The following is a 20109-nucleotide window of genomic DNA, read 5'->3' on the forward strand; positions in this document are numbered from 1 at the left end:
ATGGAGCTTCAATCAACAATGGGCCGCCTGTCTATCCGCTAAACGAATCCAGAGGTGGTGCTGCTATGCAGCACGACGATTTCGCGGCGGCCCTTTCCGCGTTCGGGGAACTATTATAAGCTTAAAGCAATTCCCGGGCGCGAAGCGTGGTCGAGCGATGTCCGCAGCCGAGCTGGAAATGAGCGCAAGAGCCTCCGCAGCCGAACGGCTCGCGGATTTCGCCCGCGTCACCACTGATGATGTCGACGAGGCGGCCCAGGAGATCGGGCGCATCTTCTGCCCGCACGATCTGAAGCCGACACAAGCGCGCGCGGCCGGCTTCTCCGCCCGGCACAATTGCGCTGATTTCGACGGATTTTCCATCAACTACGTCGCCTATGGCGGATCGGTCGGCATCGATCCCGGCTGCCTCGAGCGCTTCTTCCTGGTGCAGGTCCCGCTGACGGGCACCGCCCACATTCGCGCCGGCAATACCGAACTCGATGCCACGCCGGAGCGGACGGCGTCGCTGCTGTCGCCCACAATTCCGACCCGGATGATGTGGCGCGACTGCGCGCAGGCGATCCTGCTGGTCGACCGCCGCGTGGTCGAGCAGCGTGCCGCGGCGCTGTCGGGCAGGGCGTCAGGCCCTGTTGAGTTCGATCCTGTGATCAATCTGGACGCGCCGTCGGGGCGGGCCTTGCGAACCAGCCTTGCCGAACTGATGACGCTTGCCGAGCACCGTGGTCCCTCCGGCAGGCTGTCAGCGGTTGCCATGGCCGATTGGCGCGAGCTTCTGCTCGATCATCTGCTCAATCGCCAGCAGCATGGCCTGTCGGATGCGATCACGACATTCTCCGGCCGAGCCGAACGCCTGCCGCGCGCCCTCCGAGCGGCGCGGGACCATCTTGCGGACAATGCCGGCGAGCCGCTGGACCTCGCGCAACTTGCCTGCGCCGCCGGCATCGGCATCCGCGCGCTCCAGCTCGGCTTCCGTCGTCACTTCGGCCTGTCGATCTCGCAGATGCTGCTCGACATGCGCCTCGCCGGTCTGAACGCCCGCCTCGCGCAGGCTGCGCCCGATGCCTCCATCACCGACCTCGCCTTCGATCTCGGCTTCACTCATCTCGGCCGCATGGCCGGTGCCTACCGCGAGAAATTCGGCGAGACGCCGTCGGCGACGCTGCGGCGACGGATGAGTTAGATCATCGGCCCGGTTTTTTTGCTTCTGCGCGAAGCCCCTTCACGAATTGACATGCACGAAATCCCGCAGCAGCGGATAGATCTCGTTGTTCCAGCGCTTGCCCGAGAACACGCCGTAATGGCCGACGCCGGCCTGCATGTGGTGCACCCTGCGATAGGCGCGCACGCTGGTGCAGAGGTCCTGCGCCGCGAGCGTCTGGCCGATCGAGCAGATGTCGTCCTTCTCGCCCTCCACCGTCATCAGGCCCATGCGGCTGACGGCCTTGGTGTTCACGGGGCGGCCGCGATGCATCAGTCTGCCCTGCGGCAGCAGGTGCTCCTGGAACACGTCGCGCACGGTCTCGATATAGAACTCGGCCGGAAGGTCCATCACGGCGAAATATTCGTCGTAGAAGGTCTTGATGCTCGCGGCCTTGTCCTTCTCGCCCTTGGCGATGTGGTTGGCGAGATCCATATGCTGCTTGATGTGGCGCTCGAGATTCATCGAGACGAAAGCGGTGAGCTGCACGAAGCCTGGATAGACCTTTCGCAAGGCGCCGCGGCATTGAACCGGAACGTAGTTGATCAGGTTCTGCTCGAACCAGTCGATCGGTCTGCTCTTGGCGAACTCGTTGACCCTGGTCGGCTGTATCCGCGTGTCGATCGGGCCGGCCATCAGCGTCAGCGTCGCCGGGCGCGAGGGATGGTTGTCCTCGCACATGATCGCGGCGGCCGCGAGCGCCGACACCGACGGCTGGCAGATCGCGACCATGTGCGGGCGCGGGCCGAGTTGGCCCAGGAAATCGATCAGGTGCTCGGTGTAGTCGTCGAGCCCGAAGCGGCCCTCGCTGCGGGGAATGTCGCGCGGATTGTGCCAGTCGGTGATGTAGACGTCGTGGTCCTGGAGCAGCGTCTTCACGGTGCCGCGCAGCAGCGTGGCGAAATGCCCGGACATCGGCGCCACCAGCAGCATGCGCGGCTGCTCGCCCACGCCGTCCTTCCGAAAGTGCAGCAGCGAGCCGAACGGCGTCGCGTAGGCGATCTCCTCGGTGACGGCGACTTCCCGATTTCCAACCATGACGCTGTCGATGCCGTAGGCCGGCCGGTGGTAGGTGAGGGTAGAGCGCGAGATCAGCTCCAGCGCCGCCGTCAGCCGGCCGACCACCTGATCCGACATGCCCTGCGGCACCAGATTGAGGAATCTGAGGGCGGACGAAGCCCCCGCGCGCCACGGCGCGGTCAGGTCCATGTGGTTCTGAAAAGCCTGATAATACATCGACATCATACTGTAACGCCCACCCGTTCCGTAAGCCTATGCAATAACGACGCCAAACGTCGGTCGGACCGGGCCGCGAAATTGGCACGTCGCTTGCTGTTCACCTCACGGCAAGCACAGCGCACGGCCACGGGCCGGCGGAGGCGGGAGCAGGGAAGAGCCATATGGCAAAGGCGACACTGACCATCAGCAGCAAGAACTATTCGTCCTGGTCGCTGCGCGGCTGGCTGCTGGCGAAATTCTCCGGGCTCGATTTCGAGGAAATCGTCACCGCACCGGACGATGCGTCGGCTCGCGCCGAAATCCTCCTGCTGTCATCCTCGATCCTGGTGCCGTGCCTGCGGCACGAGGGCGCGGTGGTCTGGGATACGCTGGCGATCGGCGAATATCTCAACGAGGTGATGCCGTCAGCCGGTCTGTTGCCTGGTGACCGCGTGCAGCGCGCCCATTGCCGCTCGATCTCGGGCGAAATCCATTCCGGCTTCACCACGCTGCGCGCCTCGCTCCCGGTGAATCTGAAAGGATACTTCCCCGGCTTCAAGATCTGGTCGCGGGCGCAGGCCGACATCGACCGCGTCTGGTCCATCTGGCGCGACTGCCTGACGGCATCGGGCGGTCCCTTCCTGTTCGGCGCGCAGCGCACCATGGCGGATGCGATGTACGCGCCGGTGGTGACGCGCTTCGTCACCTACGACGTCAAGCTGGAGCCGCTGCTGAAGGCCTATGCCGACACCATCATGGCGATGCCCGAGATGCAGGAATGGATCGCGGCAGCAAAGGAGGAGCCGGCCGAGATTGAGGAGCTCGAGGTCGAATATTAGGCAGGCATGACGCGGCCTTGCCTGTTTCGGGGGCGGGACCGGCTGCAGCCACCCGAGAGAGCTATGCCCTTGTGGGAATTAACCTTTGGCGCCCGTGAGGGGTCGATGCCGTTCGCCGCGTCGCACAGATATTGTACGCTCCCGCACAGCAGCATCGACATCTAGCCGTGAACAGCTGCGTACACGGCCTTTCCGCTGATTCGGACGTGATTCGTTCGGGCCGCGTTCCGTTAGTTAAGGCGGAGCGCGGCACCGTTGCATTCTGGAACAGATGTGGGCTTCAGGCGGCCCCGCGCTGCCTCACGCGCGGCAGGCGCCAGCCGATGACGGTGGCTTCAACCGCAATGCCGGCTTCGTTGTTCTGCCAGCGTCCCTCGACATAGCGGCAGGCGAACGGCAGTTGGTACGTTCCGCTGTGGTCCTCGCACAGCACTTCGAGCGCCAGGCCCGGCGGTGGTTCTCCGGCGCCATCGAATTCCGCCAGTCGTCTATCGCGCGTTGCCATTCCAAAAATCTCCCCTAAACAAAGCCGCGGAACGAGCGCCCACTTCTTCCGCGTGCGGATCATCGTTCCCCGTCCAAGGGAACGGGCTCAAGCTCAACGCGAGAATGCGGTACGAGTGTGGTAGCCTCGCCTTGCGGTGCGCAAAAAGCGCACATTGCCGTGATCGATCGGACGAGGAACCATCCATGCTGCTTCGAAACGCCGGCATTTGTTTCGCAACGTTGCTGCTCGCAACGCTGGCGAATGCGCCCCTGCACGCGCAAGACGTGCCCGGGATCGAAATCTGCACGGTCGAGAAGACCATGGAGCGGCGCACCAGCTGCCTGCAGAGCAATGTCGACTTCCTGCAGAAGACGATCACGAAGCTCAACCTCGATCACCAGCAGAAGCTGGACGCCGCGGCTCGCCAGATCGACGCGTTGAAAACGAGCGTTGCCGGCCTGCAGAAGACGCTTCTCGATCTCCAGGCCGCGCAAGCGAAGACGGCGGAGGATCTGAAGAAGAAGCAGGACGCGTCGCCGCCGAAGGACGCTGCGAAATAGCAGAGCCGCTTGCGGGAGAGGTCGCGCCGGAGGCGCGGGTGAGGGTGCTATTCCCTGGGGGATGATCCCATCGCGGAAGCCCTCCCCCAGCTCTGTCCTGCAAAGCGGGAGGGAGCGCGCTTCCCGTGTGGCTTACGCCTATGCCGCAACGCGTGCGTTGCCGTCGACCAGCGCTGCCAGCTCCCGCGCATCCGCCACCACGCGCACGGCGAGCGGCTCGTCGCGACCGCGGATCGCGACCTCCTGCTGCGGCAGGGCGTCGTCGGCAAGGCCGGCGGAGCGGCGGACTTCTTCCGAAACCACGGCCTCGCAAGCCAGCGTCTTGGTCATGTCCTGCAGCCGGGCCGCGACATTCACGGCATCGCCGAGCGCGGTGAAGACGATGTGATCGCGATAACCGATGTCGCCGATGATGACCTCGCCGCCATGAATACCGATGCCGAAGCGGATCGGCTGGCGCAGATCGTGGCTCAGGAGCTCGTTGAGCTCGTCGATATGCGTGGCGATGCCGGAGGCTGCCTTCAGCGCTTGCCTGCACGCTTCTTGCGGATCGGCGGTCAACCCAAACAGCGCCAGCATGCCGTCGCCGACGAACTGGTTGGGCTGGCCGCCGTTCTCGATCACCGCCTGCGAGACCGCGCCGAGGAAGCGGTTGACGATGAAGACGGTGTCGAACGGCAGCCGCTTTTCCGCGAGCTGCGTCGAGCCGCGCATGTCCACGAACAGGCTGACGAGATAGCGCTCCTGGCCGATTCTGGTGGGTGTCGAGGCCAGCCCGTCCGCCGCACTCGTGTGCGGCATGAAGAGCTGGAAGAAGGAGAGGTCGGAGGTCGGCCGCAGCTGGCAGGCCAGCCGGATCGAGGGATCGGCGGTGCCGACGCGGGTAAGCACGAAGGCCTCGCGCTGCGACGGGGTCGGCAGCGCGCCATGATCGCCGATGATGCGGATGCGACAAGTCGAGCAGCGGGCGCGGCCACCGCAAACGCTGGCATGCGGCACATTGTGGCGCAGGCTCGCTTCCAGCACGGAGAGGCCCTTGGGAACCCGCACCGTCTTGCCGTTGCCGTAGGACAGCGCGACCATGCCGCCGCGCCGCTCGCGCAGGGCCCGCACGCCGCGTGCCGCCAGCGCCAGCGCGAGCAGACCGAAATAGCCGATGGTGAGGCCACCGGTGATGCGGTCGAGCGTGTTGTTTTCCGCGACCGTCCCGACCTGACGGCGGGCGAGATTCTGCGTGCGCCATTCCCGGTCATCAGCTTCGATCGCAACGCTGCGGCCGCCCTGATAGATGCCGAGCAGGGACAATGTCGGGACCAGCACGGCGGCGGCGAGCAGGTAGGGCGCCGCACGCGGGAAGAACGGTTTGAGGCGGAGCCAGAAATAGATGCCGATGCAGCCGTGCACCCAGGCGATCAGCAGGAGGGCCGTCATCTGCCAGAGCCGCCCGGGCGCGGCGACGAAAAACAGGTAGAGCTCCTGCGGATAGAGCTTCTGATGATCGTAGAGCGTGTAGCCGAGCCGCACGCCGATCACGTGCCCCATCACCAGCGCGGGGATGCTCAATCCCAGCAAGAGCTGAAGCGGTTCGATCGTCCGCCAGCGGAACTGGCGGCGCTGATACAGCGCATAGATGCCGAGCCCCATATGCGTGAGCGCCGCCGAATAGAAGATGATCGAGACGGGAAGGAACTGCCAGAAGAGGGTGTGGTAGTAGACCCCGGCCTCCATAGCCTCGACCGAGATATTGCCGAGCGCATGGTTGAGGAAATGACTGACCACGTAGGCGAACAGGATCACGCCGCAGATGAGCCTCACCTGCCGCACACTGATGGCGCGGACAAGTTCGGACGTCTGTGCGGGAGCGATGGCCATGATTCGATTGTATCAGCTCACGAAAGAGAACAGCCAGCGTAGCGTTTAATTCCTGATGTGGACAGCCTGCAGGATCACAAGCGTGGCAAGCCAACCACACCTCAGCCGTCGTCCCGGACAAGCGCGCCCTCAGGCGCGCAGATCCGGGATCCTTAGCCCCAGGGAGTGGACGACACCGAATGCGTGGTCCCCGCATTGACTCCCCCTCCGAGGTTGGCGAAAAGCGCGGCCGTGACGACAGCCCCTGACTTCACCATGCCTTCCGGCGGCGCCTCCCGCCGGCCCCTCCTTGTGGCCGCAGCGATCATCGCCGCGATGACGCTGCTCCGCATCGTCTACGCCTCCGCGATCGAGCTGCGGACCGACGAGGCCTATTACTGGACCTGGTCGAAAGAGGGAGCGCTGAGCTTCCTCGATCATCCCCCGGGCATCGCCTGGCTGATCCGCTTCGGTACCGCGATGTTCGGCGACACCACGCTTGGCGTCCGCTTCGGCGGCATCGTCGCGATGCTGGTGACGCAGCTGCTGCTCGCCGACATCGTCCGCCGCCTCACCCATGATATGCGCGCGGTCGTGTTCGCGGTGCTGATGCCGGAAGCCGCGCTCTATTACGGCCTGCTGATGGCCAAGGTCGCGCCCGATGTCGCCATGATCCCGTTCGCGGTGGCAATGATGTGGTCGCTGGTGCGGCTGGCGCAGAGCGGCGACGGACGCTGGTGGCTCGTGGCCGGGCTGTTCGCCGGGCTGTCGATGCTGTCGAAATTCACCGCGATCATGTTCGCGCCAGCGGTCGCCGCCTTCCTGCTGGTGCCGGATTGGCGCTGGCGCTGGTTGCGTAGCCCCTATCCCTATTTCGCGGTGCTGGTTGCGATTACAGTGTTCTCGCCGGTGCTGATCTGGAACGTGCAGCACGATTGGGCCTCGTTCCGATTCCAGGGCGTGCGCGCCACCGCCAATTACGGCATCTCGCTGCGGACGATCGGCGACTTTATCGGCCTGCAGTTCGGTCTGGTCGGCTTCGTCATGCTGCCTGTGGTGCTGACAGGCCTGGTGCTGACGGCATGGCGCGGTTATCGCACGCGCGAGCCGGTCGCGATCCTGCTGGCGACCGCGGTGCTGGTGCCCTTTCTGTACTTCCTCTTCAAGTCGACCACGCTCCGGGTCGGCGACACATGGCCGATGTTCATGTGGCCGGTCGGCTTCGCGGCGGCGGCCGTGAACCTTGCGACGATGGCAAAGGAGGGTTGGTCGGGCCGGATGCTCAACTCGTCGCTGTTCTGGGCCAGGACAGCGATCGTCTCGGGCATCGCCTTCGTCGTGATCGTGTTCCTCTATTATGTCGCCGCGCCCTGGAATTTCCTGGGCAAGATCGATCCGATTGGCGCCGAAGCCGGTTACGAGCAGGTCGCCGCGCGCGCGCAAGCCGCGCTGGATGAAACCGGCGCGACCTGGATCGCCACCACGGACTACCGCACCTATGCCATGTTGCGCTGGTTGTTCCGGGGCCGCGTGCCCGTGATCGAGATCAACGAGCGTGGCCGCTTCCAGGATTTTGGTGACCCCGGTCTGGACCGGATCAAGGGCCACGCCGGCATCTATGTTGGCCGCGAGCCGGACGATCGCTCCTCGCTGTGGGAGAACATCCCCGCCACGCGCGAACGGCTCGGCCGGGTCGAACGCCGCTGGCGCGGCGTTCTCTCGGATACCTATGTGCTGGAGAAGCTCACCGGCTGGACGCCGGAGCTGTCACCGCCGAAGGACTCGCCGCTGTTTAGGTGGAAAGTGCTGGCGGGAAAATTTGAAAAGCTAGTGCGCGTTGCGAGCCCCACCCGTCTTGCCGCTACGCCTCTCCGTCCTTCTTCCGCAGCAGATCTGTCGCGAGATCCGACAGCTTCGGCGGCGGTAATGCCGCGAACGGCAGCGGCCGCGTGACGTCGATCGCCGCCAGTCCCAGCCTCGCCGTCAGCAAACCATTCAGGACGCCTTCGCCGAGCCGCTGCGACAGCTTCGCCGCGATGCCGTGGCCGAGCATCTGCTGCACGAGACTGTCACTCGCGGCCATGCCGCCTGTGATGGCGAGATGGCCGATGATTTGGCGGAGCAGGCGGATCATGCCGAGCGCGCCGGGCCGGCCGCCATAGAGATACGCAAGCTGGCGGATCAGGCGCAGCGCGGCGACGAACACGAACAGCACGTCGATCGCGGCGCGTGGGCTCACTGCGGTCACGATCGAGACTTTTTGCGCGGCTGACGACACCAGCCGCCGCGCCTCGGCATCCAGCGGCGACATCAGCTCGCGCTCGGCGAGCCGGATCATGTCGGCGCCGTCGATGATCTCACCGGCATGGCTCTCCAGCGCGGCGCGGGCGCGCGCGAGCTGCGGGTTCTGGTGCGCGATCTTGAGCAGGTCCTGCACGATGACGCGGCTCTCCTTGCGGTCGTCATTGGCAAGGACGGCGGCGGCGCGCTGGTGCAGTTTTTCGATGGTGGCGAGACGTGCAAGGCCAACCGCCTCGCGGCCGATCACCACCGCGAGCGCGAACGCGGTCACGAGCGCGAAGGCGAGCCCGACATAGCCTAGGCTTTCGCTGCGCGCGAACAAATCCTCGATCAGATGGACGACGCCCAGTCCCGTGCCCAGCAATGTCAGCCCGGCAACGCCCGACCAGAACAGCGTGCCCCAGGGAAAGCCGCGCCGAGCGGGGAGCGCGGTTTGAACCGGCACCGGCAACATGGCCGGATCGGGCTCCGGCGTGATCTGGATGGTGGCGCGGCCGAGCCGGCTGGTGTCGTCGGCCTCGGTGACGACGACGCCGGGATCGTCGAGCCGGAACGTCGCCGGCCGCCGTGGCTTCGATCGGTCGTTCATGCGAGCTTGTCTCCGATCAGGAACTGCAAGGCACGGTCGAGGCGGATGTGTGGCAGCGTCGGCGGCTCGCCGCCCTCGCGATCGAGGGCGGGCGGACGAAAGCGCAGGAAGCGGAAGTCACTCTTTTCGGCAGCTTCGGTCGCGAGGCCACGGAACGCATCCGTGCCGTTGAACAGCGGCTCGGGATCCAAGGGCAAATCGCCCGGAAAAGTCGCAACCTCCGTGTTGCCGTCGAAGAACTCGCCGCCGGCGCTTTCGTCCGCGGCCGGCGTTCCCAGAATTGACGGCAATTTGTCGCGGCCCCGCGCGACTTGGACTTCTCGTGTGGCGCGCACCGCGGCAAGCGCCACAACGTCGATCGCCGCGCCGGTATTTTCCGCGCGCGCAACGGCGCCGGAGACGGCGCGGCGCAGCACGGCCTCGAGGCGGTCGTGGCTGGAATGATGCAGATGGTCCGCCTTGGTCGCCGCGAACAGGATGCGGTCGATGCGCGGCCGGAACAGGCTGGAGAGAATCGTGCTGCGGCCGATGTTGAAGCAGCCGAGAATGCCGGCGAGTGCGGCTTCGAGATCGTGCAGCGCCTCGGGACCGGAGTTGAATGCCGCAAGCGCATCGGCCAGCACGATCTGGCGATCGAGCCGGGCAAAATGATCGCGGAAGAAAGGGCGCACCACCACATCCTTGTAAGCCTCGAAGCGGCGCACCATCATCGCCCACAGCGAGCCGTCCGGCGCCTGCCCGCCGGCGGGCACGTCGAGCGGTGCAAAGGTCAGCGCCGGGGAGCCTGCGAGATTGCCGGGCATCAGGAAGCGGCCGGGCGGCAACAGGCTCATTGCGAAGCGCTCATCGCGGCAGGCGCGCAAATAATCGGTGAAGAGTTTTGCCGCGGTCAGCGTCGCCTGCTCGTCCTCGCGCGCTTCGGGCTTGAGCGTTGCGAGATGCGCGTGCCATTCGCTCGCAAGATGCGCACGCGGTGCCTCGCGCGACAGCGCAAGGCTCTCCGCCGACCATTGCTCGAAACTCTTCTGCAGCAGCGGAAGGTCGAGCAGCCATTCGCCGGGATAGTCGACGATGTCGAGCGTCAGCGTGCGGTCGGCGCCGTTCGGGCGCTGATAGTCGACGACGAGCCTGAGCTCGCTGATGTCGACGGTCGAATTCGGCCAGCGCCGCTCCTCGATCAGCGCGCGCAGATGGTTCTCATAGGCAAAGCGCGGCACCGCATCGTCGGGCTGCGGCGCCAGATGCGCTCGCGCGATCCGGCCCGAGGCATAGGCTTCGAACACCGGAAACCGACCGCCGCGGGTGAGGCCGTGGATCAACGCGGTGATGAACACGGTCTTGCCGGCCCGCGACAGGCCGGTAACGCCTAACCGCACCGTCGGATTGAAGAAGTGCTCCCCATAGTCGATCAGCGCCTGGGCCGACAAGCGCGCTTCTTCGACCATATCCTGGAAACTGAATGCCATATGAACGTTAAGGGATGTGGGGCGGGGATACGCAGAATGGACTAGTCACAAAAGTGGCAACTGCCTGAAGAAAATCAAGCTTCATACTTCCACCGCCTTTGTCGGTAAATCAGCCGTTTGAACGACGCGCCGATGCCGAAACACCCATAGAAGAGGGCATCACCTCATTTTGCGGATTGCCATGACCGTCTTCCAACTGAAACAGCTCGCATCCAGCTCCATGCACGCCGCGGCCGACGCGATCGGCTGGAACTATGACCGCGCCGAGGTCATCGCCGACGGGATAGTCCACGCGATCGGCGTCCTCTCCGGCATCATCGCCGCGACCGTGCTGATGGTGCTGACAGCGGTCTATGCCGACGCCACAGACATCGTCGGCGTCTCGATCTATGTCGCCGGCCTGCTCTCGATGCTGGTGCTGTCGGCGACCTATAATCTCTGGCCGGTGTCGCCGGCCAAATGGCTGCTGCGGCGGTTCGACCATTCGGCGATCTACCTCCTGATCGCGGCGACCTACACGCCGTTCATCCTGGAGGTGAAGGACAGCGGGTTCGCGCTGGTGCTGCTCGCCGGCGTCTGGTGCGTTGCGATCCTTGGCATCGTGCTCAAGCTCTTCTATCCCGGCCGGTTCGACCGCGTTTCGGTCGGCATCTATCTGGCCATGGGCTGGAGCGGCGTGATGCTCTACGACGCCGTGGTCCGGGCGCTGCCCGCGCTGGTGCTGGGCTTCATCCTTGCGGGAGGACTGCTCTACAGCTTCGGCGTGATTTTCCACGCCTGGCGGCGGCTGCGCTTCCAGAATGCGATCTGGCACGGCTTTGTTTTGGCCGGCGCGGCATGCCATTATACCGCGGTGCTTGACCTCGTGTTGAGCTGAGCAAGCTTCAAGAAGCGGTATAAGACAAGAGGAGACGTCGCATGCAGGTGACCGGCAAGGTCGTGGTCGTCACGGGCGGCGCAAACGGCATCGGCAAGGCGCTGTGCGAGGCCTTTCACAACGCGGGCGCAGCCAAGGTCGTCGTCGCGGACATGGATGCCGCCAACGCGCGGGCGGTCGCGGCCATGGTGGATGGTGCGGCCTTCAAATGCGACGTCGCGCAGGAAAAGGACATTTCGCACGTCATCGAGGAGACCGAGCGGCAGTTCGGCCCCATCGCGCTGTTCTGCTCCAATGCCGGCATCGGCGGCGGCTTCGACCCGATGTCCGTCAATGCCGGCGGCGCCTCCGACGAGCCGTGGCAGCGCAGCTGGGCGATCCACGTCATGGCCCATGTCTACGCGGCGCGGCACCTCGTCCCCCGCATGAAGGCGCGCGGCGGCGGCTATTTCCTCAATACGATTTCGGCCGCGGGTCTGCTGTCGCAGGTCGGCAGCCCGGCCTATTCGACGACCAAGCATGCGGCGGTCGGCTTTGCCGAGAATCTCGCGATCTCGCACAAGGCTGACAACATCAAGGTCTCGATCCTCTGTCCCCAGGGCGTCGATACCAACATGCTGCGCTCGATTCCGAAGGGCCCGCAATCCGGCGACGGCGACCTCACGCCCGAGCAGGTCGCGAAGGACGTGCTCGCCGGCCTCGAGCAGGAAACGTTCCTGATCCTGCCGCACCCGCAGGTGCTCGGCTACATGCGCAAGAAGACCGAGAATTACGACCGCTGGCTCGGCGGCATGGCCAAGATCCAGGCCAGGATGCGGGAGGAGTTCGGGAAGTAGGCTGCCGCTGTCGCTGCGGTTGACCCTGTCATGCCCCGCGAAAGCGGGGCATCCAGTACTCCGCGGCGGTCATTGGTTTGCACAACTGGCGCCGCGGAGTACTGGATCGCCCGGTCGAGCCGGGCGATGACACCGAGAGTGTGGTCACGCCGCCGCACCCGCCTCATCCTCCACCCGGCTCTGCCTAAGCGCCCGCGCGTAGAGCATCATCCCCTCGCGCACCGTGCGCTGCTCCGCTTCTGTCAGCGCCGCCAGCGCGCCGAGCACCTGCTGCCGTCCGAATGCATGCAGCGCCTCCAGCGTGCGCCGCCCTTTCGCCGTCAGCGACAACAGCTTGCTGCGGGCATCAAGCTCATCAGGCGTCTCACGCAGCTCGCCGCAATCGATCAGCTTGCGCACCAGCCGGCTGACGCTGGACTTCTCCAGCCGCAGGAAATCGCCGAGCTCGCCTGAGGTCATGGGGCCGCGGATGCCGATTTCCAGGATGGTATGCACCGCCGAGGGCGGATAGTCCGACGCCGCCACCGTCGCATCCATGAAGCCGAGCTCGCGCACCATCAGGCGCGAGGCCGCGCGGATGTCGTCAATCAGGGCAAGCTCGTCCATCTTGACTCCCGGCATATAGTTGTACCATACAACTATATGAGCGCAACGGCGCGCGCAAGCGTTTTGGAGTGAGCCATGAGCGGAGCTTTGCCGACGGGAACGCGGATGACGGGTAAGGTCTGCCTGGTGACCGGCGGCGGCAGCGGCATCGGCCGCGCCACCGCGCTGCGGATGGCGACCGAAGGCGCCAAGGCGATCATCGTTGCGGGCCGGCGTGAAGCCGAGATCGAGGCGACCGCCGCTTCATGCCGTCAGCTCGGCGCCGATGCGATCGCGCTTAAGACCGACATCACGCGCGAGGACGACGTTGCGCGCCTCGTCGGCACGGCGATCGAGCGCTGCGGCCGGCTCGACATCGCCTTCAACAATGCCGGCTTCCAGGAGCGCCGCGCGCCGCTGCAAGAACAGGGCATGGACATTTACGACAGCGTGTTCGACACCAATGTCCGCGCGCTGTTCCTGTGCCTGCGCCATCAATTGCCTGTCATGCTGGCGCAGGGGCGCGGCAGCATCGTCGTCAATGCCTCCGTCAGCGGCGTGCGCAATCCCAATCCCGGCTTCGCGCTCTATTCGGCCTCGAAGGCGGCCGCGATCTCGCTGACCCGCTCGGCGGCGCTGGAGAACGCCCCGCGCGGCATCCGCATCAACGCCATCGCCCCCGGCCGTGTCGTCACCGACATGATGCTGCGCGCCGGCGTCGGCGACGTCGCAACCGTCAGCGCCGGCCTGCCGCTACGACGGATGGGCAGCCCGGAGGAGGTGGCGGAAGCCGTGGTGTGGCTGTCCTCGGATGCGTCGTCCTATGTGGTCGGACACGTGCTGGCCGCGGACGGGGGATTCCTGGCGTCGTGATGTGCTGGTCGGCGTGCCAAATCATCGGTGTCGTCCCCGCGAACGCGGGGACCCATAACCACAGGAAGAAGTTTGGCGACGGCTGATTGTTTTTGCCCGCGGTATTGACACCTGCGCCTTACCGAAAGATCACGCGGTATGGGCCCCTGCGTTCGCAGGGGCGACGGCATCAATGCTTCTGCCCGTACAGCACCGGCACCGCCGAATCCACGACGACCTCGACGAGGCTGGTGCCTTCGAACGCCATGCCGCGCTTCAGCGCCTCGCCAAGCTCCGCCGCCTTCGTCACCCGCACCGCATGGCAACCCATGCCTTCGGCGAGCCGGACGAAATCGATCCCCGGCAGCTCCAGCCCGGGCACGTTCCGCACCTGCATCACCTGGCTGAACGAGCGCATCGCGCCGTATCCGGAATTGTTGAGGACGACGATCGTCAGCGGCAGCTTGCGCTGTGCTGCGGTCCACAGCGCCTGGATCGAATACATCGCCGAGCCGTCGCCGATCAGGCAGACCGTGCGCTGCTTCGGCTTGCCGAGCGCCATGCCGACGGCGGCGGGCAGCGAGTAACCGAGGCCCCCGCTCGCCATCGTGTAAAAGCTGTCCTGGCCGGGCATCGGCATGAACTTCTGCATCGCCGGCCGGTGCGAGGGCACTTCCTCGACGACCGACGTACCCTCCGGCATCGCCTGCGACAGCGAATGCAGCAGGAATTCGACCGGGAGCGGATCGGCGGCTTGAGGTGCCGGCGGCAGCGTTCGGCCCTTTGGCGCCGCGCGTTTGCTCTCCGGCAGCAGGTCGAGCAGCATGTTCAGGGCCGACTTCATCGTGGCGATGATGCTGGTGCCGATGGGCGTCACCGCCGCCGCGTCCGGATCATCGGTGATCTGGAAGATCGTCGCGCCGCCGTCGAAGATCGCGGCATGGCCCTCGACATGGAAGGTGAACACCGGCGCGCCGATGACGGCGACCAGGTCGTGCTCGCGCAATGCATCGGACAGCTGCGCAGGCGAAGCGTGCAGGAAGCCCGCGAATTGCGGATGCCGCTCCGGGAAAGAGCAGCGCGCCGAGAACGGGCTGACCCAGACGCTGGCTTTCGCCTTCTCCGCGACGCGCACCATCAGGTCGACCGCGCCGGCGCGGTCGACGCCGGGGCCGACGACGAGGGCAGGGTGCTTTGCGCCGACGAGCGCCGTGACCAGCGCCTTCATCGCATCAAGCTCGGGGCCGATTTCGCGGCTGACCTTGCGCGCCTCGATCGGCGCACAGGCATGCGCCCAGTCGTCGATCGGGATCGACACGAAGGTCGGCCCGCACGGCGGCTGCATCGCGGTGTAATAGGCGCGCGCGATTGCAGCCGGCACGTCCTCGGGCCGCGCCGGCTCGACGCTGTATTTGACGTAAGGCCGCGGGAATTCCGACGCGCGCTCGGCATAGAGGAACGCCTGCAGCGGCAGGATCGAGCGCGCCTGCTGGCCCGCGGTGATCACGAGCGGTGTCTGGTTGCGGTGCGCCGTGTAGATGTTGCCAAGCGCGTTGCCGACGCCGGCGGCCGAATGCAGATTGACGAAGCCCGCATTGCGCGTCGCCTGCGCATAGCCGTCGGCCATGCCGACGGCGGAAGCTTCCTGCAGCGCCAGCACGTAGTCGATGTCGTCGGGCCAATCGCTCAGAAACGGCAGCTCGGTCGAGCCGGGATTGCCGAACACTTTTGCGATGCCGAACGAACGCAGCAGGTCGAGCGTCGCCTGCTTGACGGTGACGGATCTGCTGCCGGTCTTGCCGTTCTTGGCCATGGTTTCCGGTCCCTGTTTATTCCTCATCCTGAGGAGCGCGTCTTCGCGCGTCTCGAAGGATGAAGGCCCGGCTGGTGGCCTCGCCCTTCGAGACGCGCGCGAAGGGCGCGCTCCTCAGGGTGAGGGTCTAACTTCCTACATCGCCGTTACATTCGCAATGACGAGGAGAGAGCGTCACCACACCGCCGACCCCTTCATCGTCGGCTGTCCCTCCGCGTTCGCGGTCCATAGTTCCATGCCCGCCTCGGTCTCGTTGGCGTTGACGGAGAACTCCGTGCCCTCGAACAACGGTTGCAGGCCGCGATACGAAAACTTCTTCGGCGCCTTGCCGCCGTGCAGCTTCGCCGCCATCTCGATGATCAGCGCCGCCTGCAGTGGGCCGTGGAAGATCAGGCCCGGATAACCCTCGACCTTGGTGACGTAGTCGCGATCGTAGTGGATGCGGTGGCCGTTGAAGGTCAGCGCGGAATAGCGAAACAGCAGCACGGGATCGGAGACATGGGTCTCGCGGTGCTGGGCCTTCGGCGGTGGGGGCGGGGCCTTGGCGCCAGCGGGCGCGCTGCTGGTCATCTCGCGATAGACGATGTCCTGCCGCTCGCGGATGGCGACGCCGCGCGGGGAGGAGATGCTATGCTCGACCGAGACGAAGCACAGCGTGCCGGTCGAGCCTGATTTCACCTGCACATCGGCGATGCGCGAGGTCCGCGTGGATACATCGCCAACCTGCAGCGGCTGCAGGAATTCGATCTCGCCGCCCGCCCACATCCGGCGCGGCAGCGGCACCGGCGGCAGGAAGCCGCCGCGGGTCGGATGACCGTCGGGCCCGAGCATCGACATCGGAAACACCGGCTGCGCCAGGCACCAGTGCACTGTGAACGGCGCGGCATCACCCTTTTTGGGCTCGCCGACATCCTGGAACAGCGTCGCGCGCAGGCCCATCACGAGCTGCGCGGTGACGATGTCGGTGGCTTCCGTGCTGCGGCCGATCCATTGCCTGAGATGATCGATGTCGAGCTTCTCGGTCATGTTGCCTCGCTCTTGTTATTTCTTGGACTTTGGGTTTTCGCCGATCGCGGGCACGGCACCATAGCTGCGGGTTTCGCCGACGATGATCGGCGCCGGCGCGGGATAGCTGACGCGTCCCTGCGGCGTGTCGACCTCGATGCGGCGCAGATGCGGATGATTGGTGAGATCGGCCATGGTGTTGACCTCCGCGAATGCGATGTCGGCATCCGACAGCCGCTTCAGCAACTCGTCCCGCGTCATCCTGCCGAAGATGTCCGCAACGGTCTTGTCGGTGAAGTCGCGATTGCGCACGCGCTCGACCATGTTGGCGACGCGGGGATCAGCGGGCAGGTTGGGCTGATCCAGCACCTTGGCACACAGCGTCTTCCACTCGCGCTCGCTCTGGATCGAGATCAAAATGTCCTTGCCGTCCTGCGAGGTGAATACGCCATAGGGCGCGATCGAGGGATGGCGCAGGCCCATGCGCTTGGGCGGGTTGCCGGCTTCGGAGTTGAGCAGCGGCACGGTGCACCAGTCCGCCATCACGTCGAACATGGAGATGCGGATATCCGCGCCCTTGCCGGTGCGGCCGCGCGCGATCAGCGCTTCAAGGATCGCCGCATGCGCGGTCGCGCCGGTCGCGACGTCGACGATCGACATGCCGACGCGCGAGGCTCCATCGGGGTTGCCGGTGATGGAGGCAAGCCCGCTCTCGGCCTGGATCAGCAAATCATAGGCCTTGCGGTGCGCGTAGGGGCCCTCGTCGCCATAGCCGGTGATGGTGCAGGAGATCAGCTTCGGATAGTCCTTCAGCAGTCGCTCGCGCGAAAAGCCGAGCTTGTCCATCGAGCCGGGCTTCAGGTTCTGGATCAGCACGTCGGCGCTGGCGATCAGCTTCTCCAGCTCTGCGCAGCCTTCTTTGGTGGCGAGATCGACCACAGCGGATTGCTTGCCGCGATTGAGCCAGACGAAGTAGCTGCTCTGGCCCTTGGCCGCCGCGTCATAGCCGCGGGCGAAATCGCCCTCGGGCCGTTCGATCTTGATCACCTCCGCGCCCGCGTCCGCCAGCCGCGAGGAGCAGAACGGCGCCGCCACCGCCTGCTCGACCGCAATCACCCTGATCCCGTCCAATGCTCCCATGGCCGGACCTCAGTAGGAGCGCGGCATGCCGAGCACGTGCTCGGCGACGAAGGAGAGCACCAGGTTGGTCGAGATCGGCGCCACCTGATAGAGCCGCGTCTCGCGGAACTTGCGCTCGACGTCGTATTCCTCGGCAAAGCCGAAGCCGCCATGGGTCTGGATGCAGGCATTGGCAGCTTCCCAGGACGCATCGGCCGCCAGCATCTTGGCCATGTTGGCCTCGGCGCCGCAATCGAGCCCCGCCTCGTATTTGCGCGTGGCTTCCTTCACCATCAGCTCGGCCGCGCGCATCGAGGCATAGGCCTTGGCGATCGGGAACTGGATGCCCTGGTTCTGGCCGATCGGCCGGCCGAACACGCTGCGCTCCTTGGCGTAGTTGGTGGCCTTGGCGATGAACCATTTTGCGTCGCCGATGCATTCGGCCGCGATCAGGATGCGCTCGGCGTTCATGCCGGAGAGGATGTAGCGAAAGCCGTTGCCTTCCTCGCCGATCAGGTTCTCCGCCGGCACCTTCATGTCGGTAAAGAACACTTCGGTGGTGGCGTGGTTCATCATGGTGCGGATCGGGCGGATTTCGAGGCCGTTGTTCTTGGCCTCGCGCATGTCGACGATGAACACGGAGAGGCCATCGGTGCGCTTCTTGGCCTGGTCCTTCGGCGTGGTGCGCGCCAGCAGCACCATCAGGTCGGAATGCTCGGCGCGGCTGGTCCAGATCTTCTGGCCGTTGACGATGTAGCTGTCGTTGCCGTCCTTCCGCGCGAAGGTTTTCAGCGAGGAGGTGTCGGTGCCGCTGGTCGGCTCGGTGACGCCGAAGGCCTGCAGGCGCAACTCGCCGCTGGCGATCTTCGGCAGGTATTTCGCCTTCTGCTCGGCGTTGCCGTGCCGCAGCACGGTGCCCATCGTGTACATCTGGGCATGGCAGCCGCCGCCGTTGCAGCCCGCGCGCTGGATCTCTTCCAGGATCGCCGCGGCCGCAGACAGCTTCAGGCCGGCGCCGCCATACTCCTCGGGGATCAGCACCGAGAGATAGCCGGCCTCGGTCAGCGCATCGACGAAGGCCTTGGGGTAGGCCATCTCGCGGTCGAGCTTGCGCCAATATTCGCCGGGAAACTGCGCGCAGAGTTTTGCGACGGCTTCGCGGATGTCGCCGTAGTCTTCGGTGTGGTGTTCTTGGCTCATGGCGTTTCCAATCAATAGCGGCAGTTAAGATAACGCCGGCCAACCCTCTGGCGTTGTGAAAACAATGCCAGCCCCCTATGCTCATTTGTTATAGCGTATGAAGTAGCCTTCCAGGATTGGCAAGCATGGATTTCCGGCAGCTCAGGACCTTCAGTTGCGTGGCGGAGCTCGGCAGCCTCTCCAAGGCGTCCGACACGCTGCGCGTGGCGCAGCCGGCGCTGAGCCGGCAGATCAAGCTCCTGGAACACGAGCTGCGCACCGAACTCTTCACCCGCAACGGCCGCGGCATGGTGCTGACCGAAGCCGGCCGGCTGCTGCTGTCGCGCACCTCCGGCATCGTGCGGCAGATCGACCAGATCCGCGACGACATCCAGTCGGCCAAGGGCCCGCCGTCCGGGCAAGTCGTGCTCGGCCTGGTTCCAACCGTGAGCTGCGTGCTGTCGGCGCGCTTTGCGCGGCGCTGCGTCGAGAAGTTTCCCGGCATCTCGCTGCGCATCGTCGAGAGCTACAGCGGCCACCTGGTCGAATGGCTGCATCGCGGCGAGATGGATCTCGCCATCCTCTACGGGCGCTCGGCCGATCTGCATCTCAACGTGGCGAGCCTCGGCCGTGACAACATCGTCGCGGTCGGTCCGCGCGGCTGCGGCCTCGCACGCAAGAAGAGCGTCGACATCGGCTGGCTGCTGCGGCAACGGCTCGTGTTGCCCTCTCATTCGCACGGCCTTCGCGCGCTGATCGAGCACGCGGCCGCCCAGCGCAAGATCAAGCTCGACGTGCAACTGGAGGCGGATTCGTTTCGCGTCCTGACGAGCCTGGTCGAGGAGGGCCTCGGCTTCGCGCTGCTGCCGCCCTCGTCGGTCCACGGCGAGGTCGCCGACGGACGGCTGGAAACCGCGCCCGTATCGAAGCCGATGACGCGCGAGCTCATTTTCGCTTCTCCGATCGACCGGCCGGTCTCGACGGCCTCGCTCGCCGTCACCGCGCTGCTGCGCGAGGAGGTCGCCGCCTGCCGCAAGGACGGCGTGTGGGACATCAGATTGAGTTAGACGCCGTGTCGTAGAACAGTCGCGCGAGGCCGTGTCTTCGCATCTGGTGCGAGCTGTCATGCCGAAATTTTATAGCCGGGTGTCGCGCCTGATCCTCATCCTGAGGAGCGCGTCTTCGCGCGTCTCGAAGGATGAAGGCCCGGCTGGTGGCCTCGCCCTTCGAGACGCCTGCTTCGCAGGCTCCTCAGGGTGAGGGGAGCAGTTCAGCGCGCCGCAGCGTTCGCCGTCCGGAATGTGACGCGCCTATGTATCCAATCCTCCGTC

18 protein-coding genes are annotated in these 20109 nt (G+C 65.5%); 8 read left to right on the forward strand and 10 right to left on the reverse strand.

From position 1 onward, the window contains the following. Positions 1-157: 157 nt before the first annotated feature. Entirely contained in the window at positions 158-1183 is a 1026-nt protein-coding gene (locus ACFDR6_RS23505) for an AraC family transcriptional regulator (protein WP_375859652.1), read from the forward strand. 39 nt (positions 1184-1222) lie between these two features. Here the strand turns inward: ACFDR6_RS23505 and ACFDR6_RS23510 are convergent, their stop codons facing one another. Then, positions 1223-2446 (reverse strand): polyhydroxyalkanoate depolymerase, encoded by a 1224-nt coding sequence (locus tag ACFDR6_RS23510; RefSeq protein WP_212088823.1) that lies wholly within the window; start codon positions 2444-2446, stop codon positions 1223-1225. Positions 2447-2601: 155 nt separating this feature from the next. On the opposite strand from ACFDR6_RS23510, the gene ACFDR6_RS23515 reads away from it, so the two are divergent. Continuing rightward, entirely contained in the window at positions 2602-3258 is a 657-nt protein-coding gene (locus tag ACFDR6_RS23515) for a glutathione S-transferase family protein (protein ID WP_375859653.1), read from the forward strand. 280 nt (positions 3259-3538) lie between these two features. Here ACFDR6_RS23515 and ACFDR6_RS23520 read toward each other — a convergent pair whose 3' ends face one another. After that, positions 3539-3763, reverse strand: coding sequence for a hypothetical protein (locus tag ACFDR6_RS23520; protein ID WP_091966320.1), 225 nt, complete (start codon positions 3761-3763; stop codon positions 3539-3541). A 185-nt stretch (positions 3764-3948) separates the two neighbouring features. Here ACFDR6_RS23520 and ACFDR6_RS23525 point away from each other — a divergent pair, with 185 nt between their 5' ends. Continuing rightward, on the forward strand, positions 3949-4305 hold the full coding sequence (locus ACFDR6_RS23525; RefSeq protein ID WP_375859654.1) for a hypothetical protein: 357 nt from the start codon (positions 3949-3951) through the stop codon (positions 4303-4305). A 138-nt stretch (positions 4306-4443) separates the two neighbouring features. Here ACFDR6_RS23525 and ACFDR6_RS23530 read toward each other — a convergent pair whose 3' ends face one another. Then, complete coding sequence (locus ACFDR6_RS23530) at positions 4444-6177, reverse strand: adenylate/guanylate cyclase domain-containing protein (protein ID WP_375859655.1); 1734 nt, start codon at positions 6175-6177, stop codon at positions 4444-4446. A 255-nt stretch (positions 6178-6432) separates the two neighbouring features. Here ACFDR6_RS23530 and ACFDR6_RS23535 point away from each other — a divergent pair, with 255 nt between their 5' ends. Beyond that, positions 6433-8109, forward strand: a complete 1677-nt coding sequence (locus tag ACFDR6_RS23535) for a glycosyltransferase family 39 protein (RefSeq protein ID WP_375859817.1) — start codon at positions 6433-6435, stop codon at positions 8107-8109. Here ACFDR6_RS23535 and ACFDR6_RS23540 read toward each other — a convergent pair. Then, positions 8018-9046 carry a YcjF family protein gene (locus ACFDR6_RS23540; RefSeq protein WP_317240888.1) on the reverse strand — a complete coding sequence of 343 codons (1029 nt, stop codon included), beginning with the start codon at positions 9044-9046 and terminating at the stop codon, positions 8018-8020. The two genes, ACFDR6_RS23535 and ACFDR6_RS23540, sit on opposite strands and share 92 nt — an antisense overlap. Next, positions 9043-10512, reverse strand: a complete 1470-nt coding sequence (locus ACFDR6_RS23545; protein WP_375859656.1) for a YcjX family GTP-binding protein — start codon at positions 10510-10512, stop codon at positions 9043-9045. Before ACFDR6_RS23545 ends, ACFDR6_RS23540 begins: the two co-directional genes overlap by 4 nt. Positions 10513-10693: 181 nt before the next feature. On the opposite strand from ACFDR6_RS23545, the gene trhA reads away from it, so the two are divergent. Together trhA and ACFDR6_RS23555 are read left to right on the forward strand one after the other, a co-directional pair. After that, positions 10694-11389: a PAQR family membrane homeostasis protein TrhA gene (gene trhA, locus ACFDR6_RS23550; protein ID WP_375859657.1), complete on the forward strand. Its 696-nt coding sequence runs from the start codon at positions 10694-10696 to the stop codon at positions 11387-11389. A 41-nt stretch (positions 11390-11430) separates the two neighbouring features. After that, positions 11431-12225, forward strand: coding sequence for an SDR family oxidoreductase (locus ACFDR6_RS23555; protein ID WP_212088837.1), 795 nt, complete (start codon positions 11431-11433; stop codon positions 12223-12225). Positions 12226-12369: 144 nt separating this feature from the next. Here ACFDR6_RS23555 and ACFDR6_RS23560 read toward each other — a convergent pair whose 3' ends face one another. Beyond that, positions 12370-12831: a MarR family winged helix-turn-helix transcriptional regulator gene (locus ACFDR6_RS23560; RefSeq protein WP_212088839.1), complete on the reverse strand. Its 462-nt coding sequence runs from the start codon at positions 12829-12831 to the stop codon at positions 12370-12372. Positions 12832-12906: 75 nt separating this feature from the next. Between ACFDR6_RS23560 and ACFDR6_RS23565 the strand changes: the two genes are divergently transcribed. Beyond that, positions 12907-13683, forward strand: a complete 777-nt coding sequence (locus ACFDR6_RS23565) for an SDR family NAD(P)-dependent oxidoreductase (RefSeq protein ID WP_375859658.1) — start codon at positions 12907-12909, stop codon at positions 13681-13683. Between the two features lie 169 nt (positions 13684-13852). Here the strand turns inward: ACFDR6_RS23565 and mdlC are convergent, their stop codons facing one another. The 4 genes from mdlC to ACFDR6_RS23585 form a co-directional block, all read right to left on the reverse strand. Next, a complete protein-coding gene (mdlC, locus tag ACFDR6_RS23570; RefSeq protein WP_375859659.1) occupies positions 13853-15475 on the reverse strand; it encodes a benzoylformate decarboxylase in 1623 nt (540 codons plus the stop codon). A gap of 174 nt (positions 15476-15649) precedes the next feature. Beyond that, on the reverse strand, positions 15650-16501 hold the full coding sequence (locus ACFDR6_RS23575) for an HTD2 family dehydratase (RefSeq protein WP_375859660.1): 852 nt from the start codon (positions 16499-16501) through the stop codon (positions 15650-15652). Between the two features lie 15 nt (positions 16502-16516). Beyond that, on the reverse strand, positions 16517-17620 hold the full coding sequence (locus tag ACFDR6_RS23580) for a CaiB/BaiF CoA transferase family protein (RefSeq protein ID WP_375859661.1): 1104 nt from the start codon (positions 17618-17620) through the stop codon (positions 16517-16519). Between the two features lie 9 nt (positions 17621-17629). Continuing rightward, positions 17630-18799, reverse strand: coding sequence for an acyl-CoA dehydrogenase family protein (locus ACFDR6_RS23585; RefSeq protein ID WP_375859662.1), 1170 nt, complete (start codon positions 18797-18799; stop codon positions 17630-17632). A 125-nt stretch (positions 18800-18924) separates the two neighbouring features. On the opposite strand from ACFDR6_RS23585, the gene ACFDR6_RS23590 reads away from it, so the two are divergent. Further along, on the forward strand, positions 18925-19845 hold the full coding sequence (locus tag ACFDR6_RS23590; protein WP_375859663.1) for a LysR substrate-binding domain-containing protein: 921 nt from the start codon (positions 18925-18927) through the stop codon (positions 19843-19845). Positions 19846-20109: the final 264 nt, after the last annotated feature.

It is taken from the genome of Bradyrhizobium tunisiense, assembly GCF_042263385.1.
GTDB lineage: Bacteria > Pseudomonadota > Alphaproteobacteria > Rhizobiales > Xanthobacteraceae > Bradyrhizobium > Bradyrhizobium tunisiense.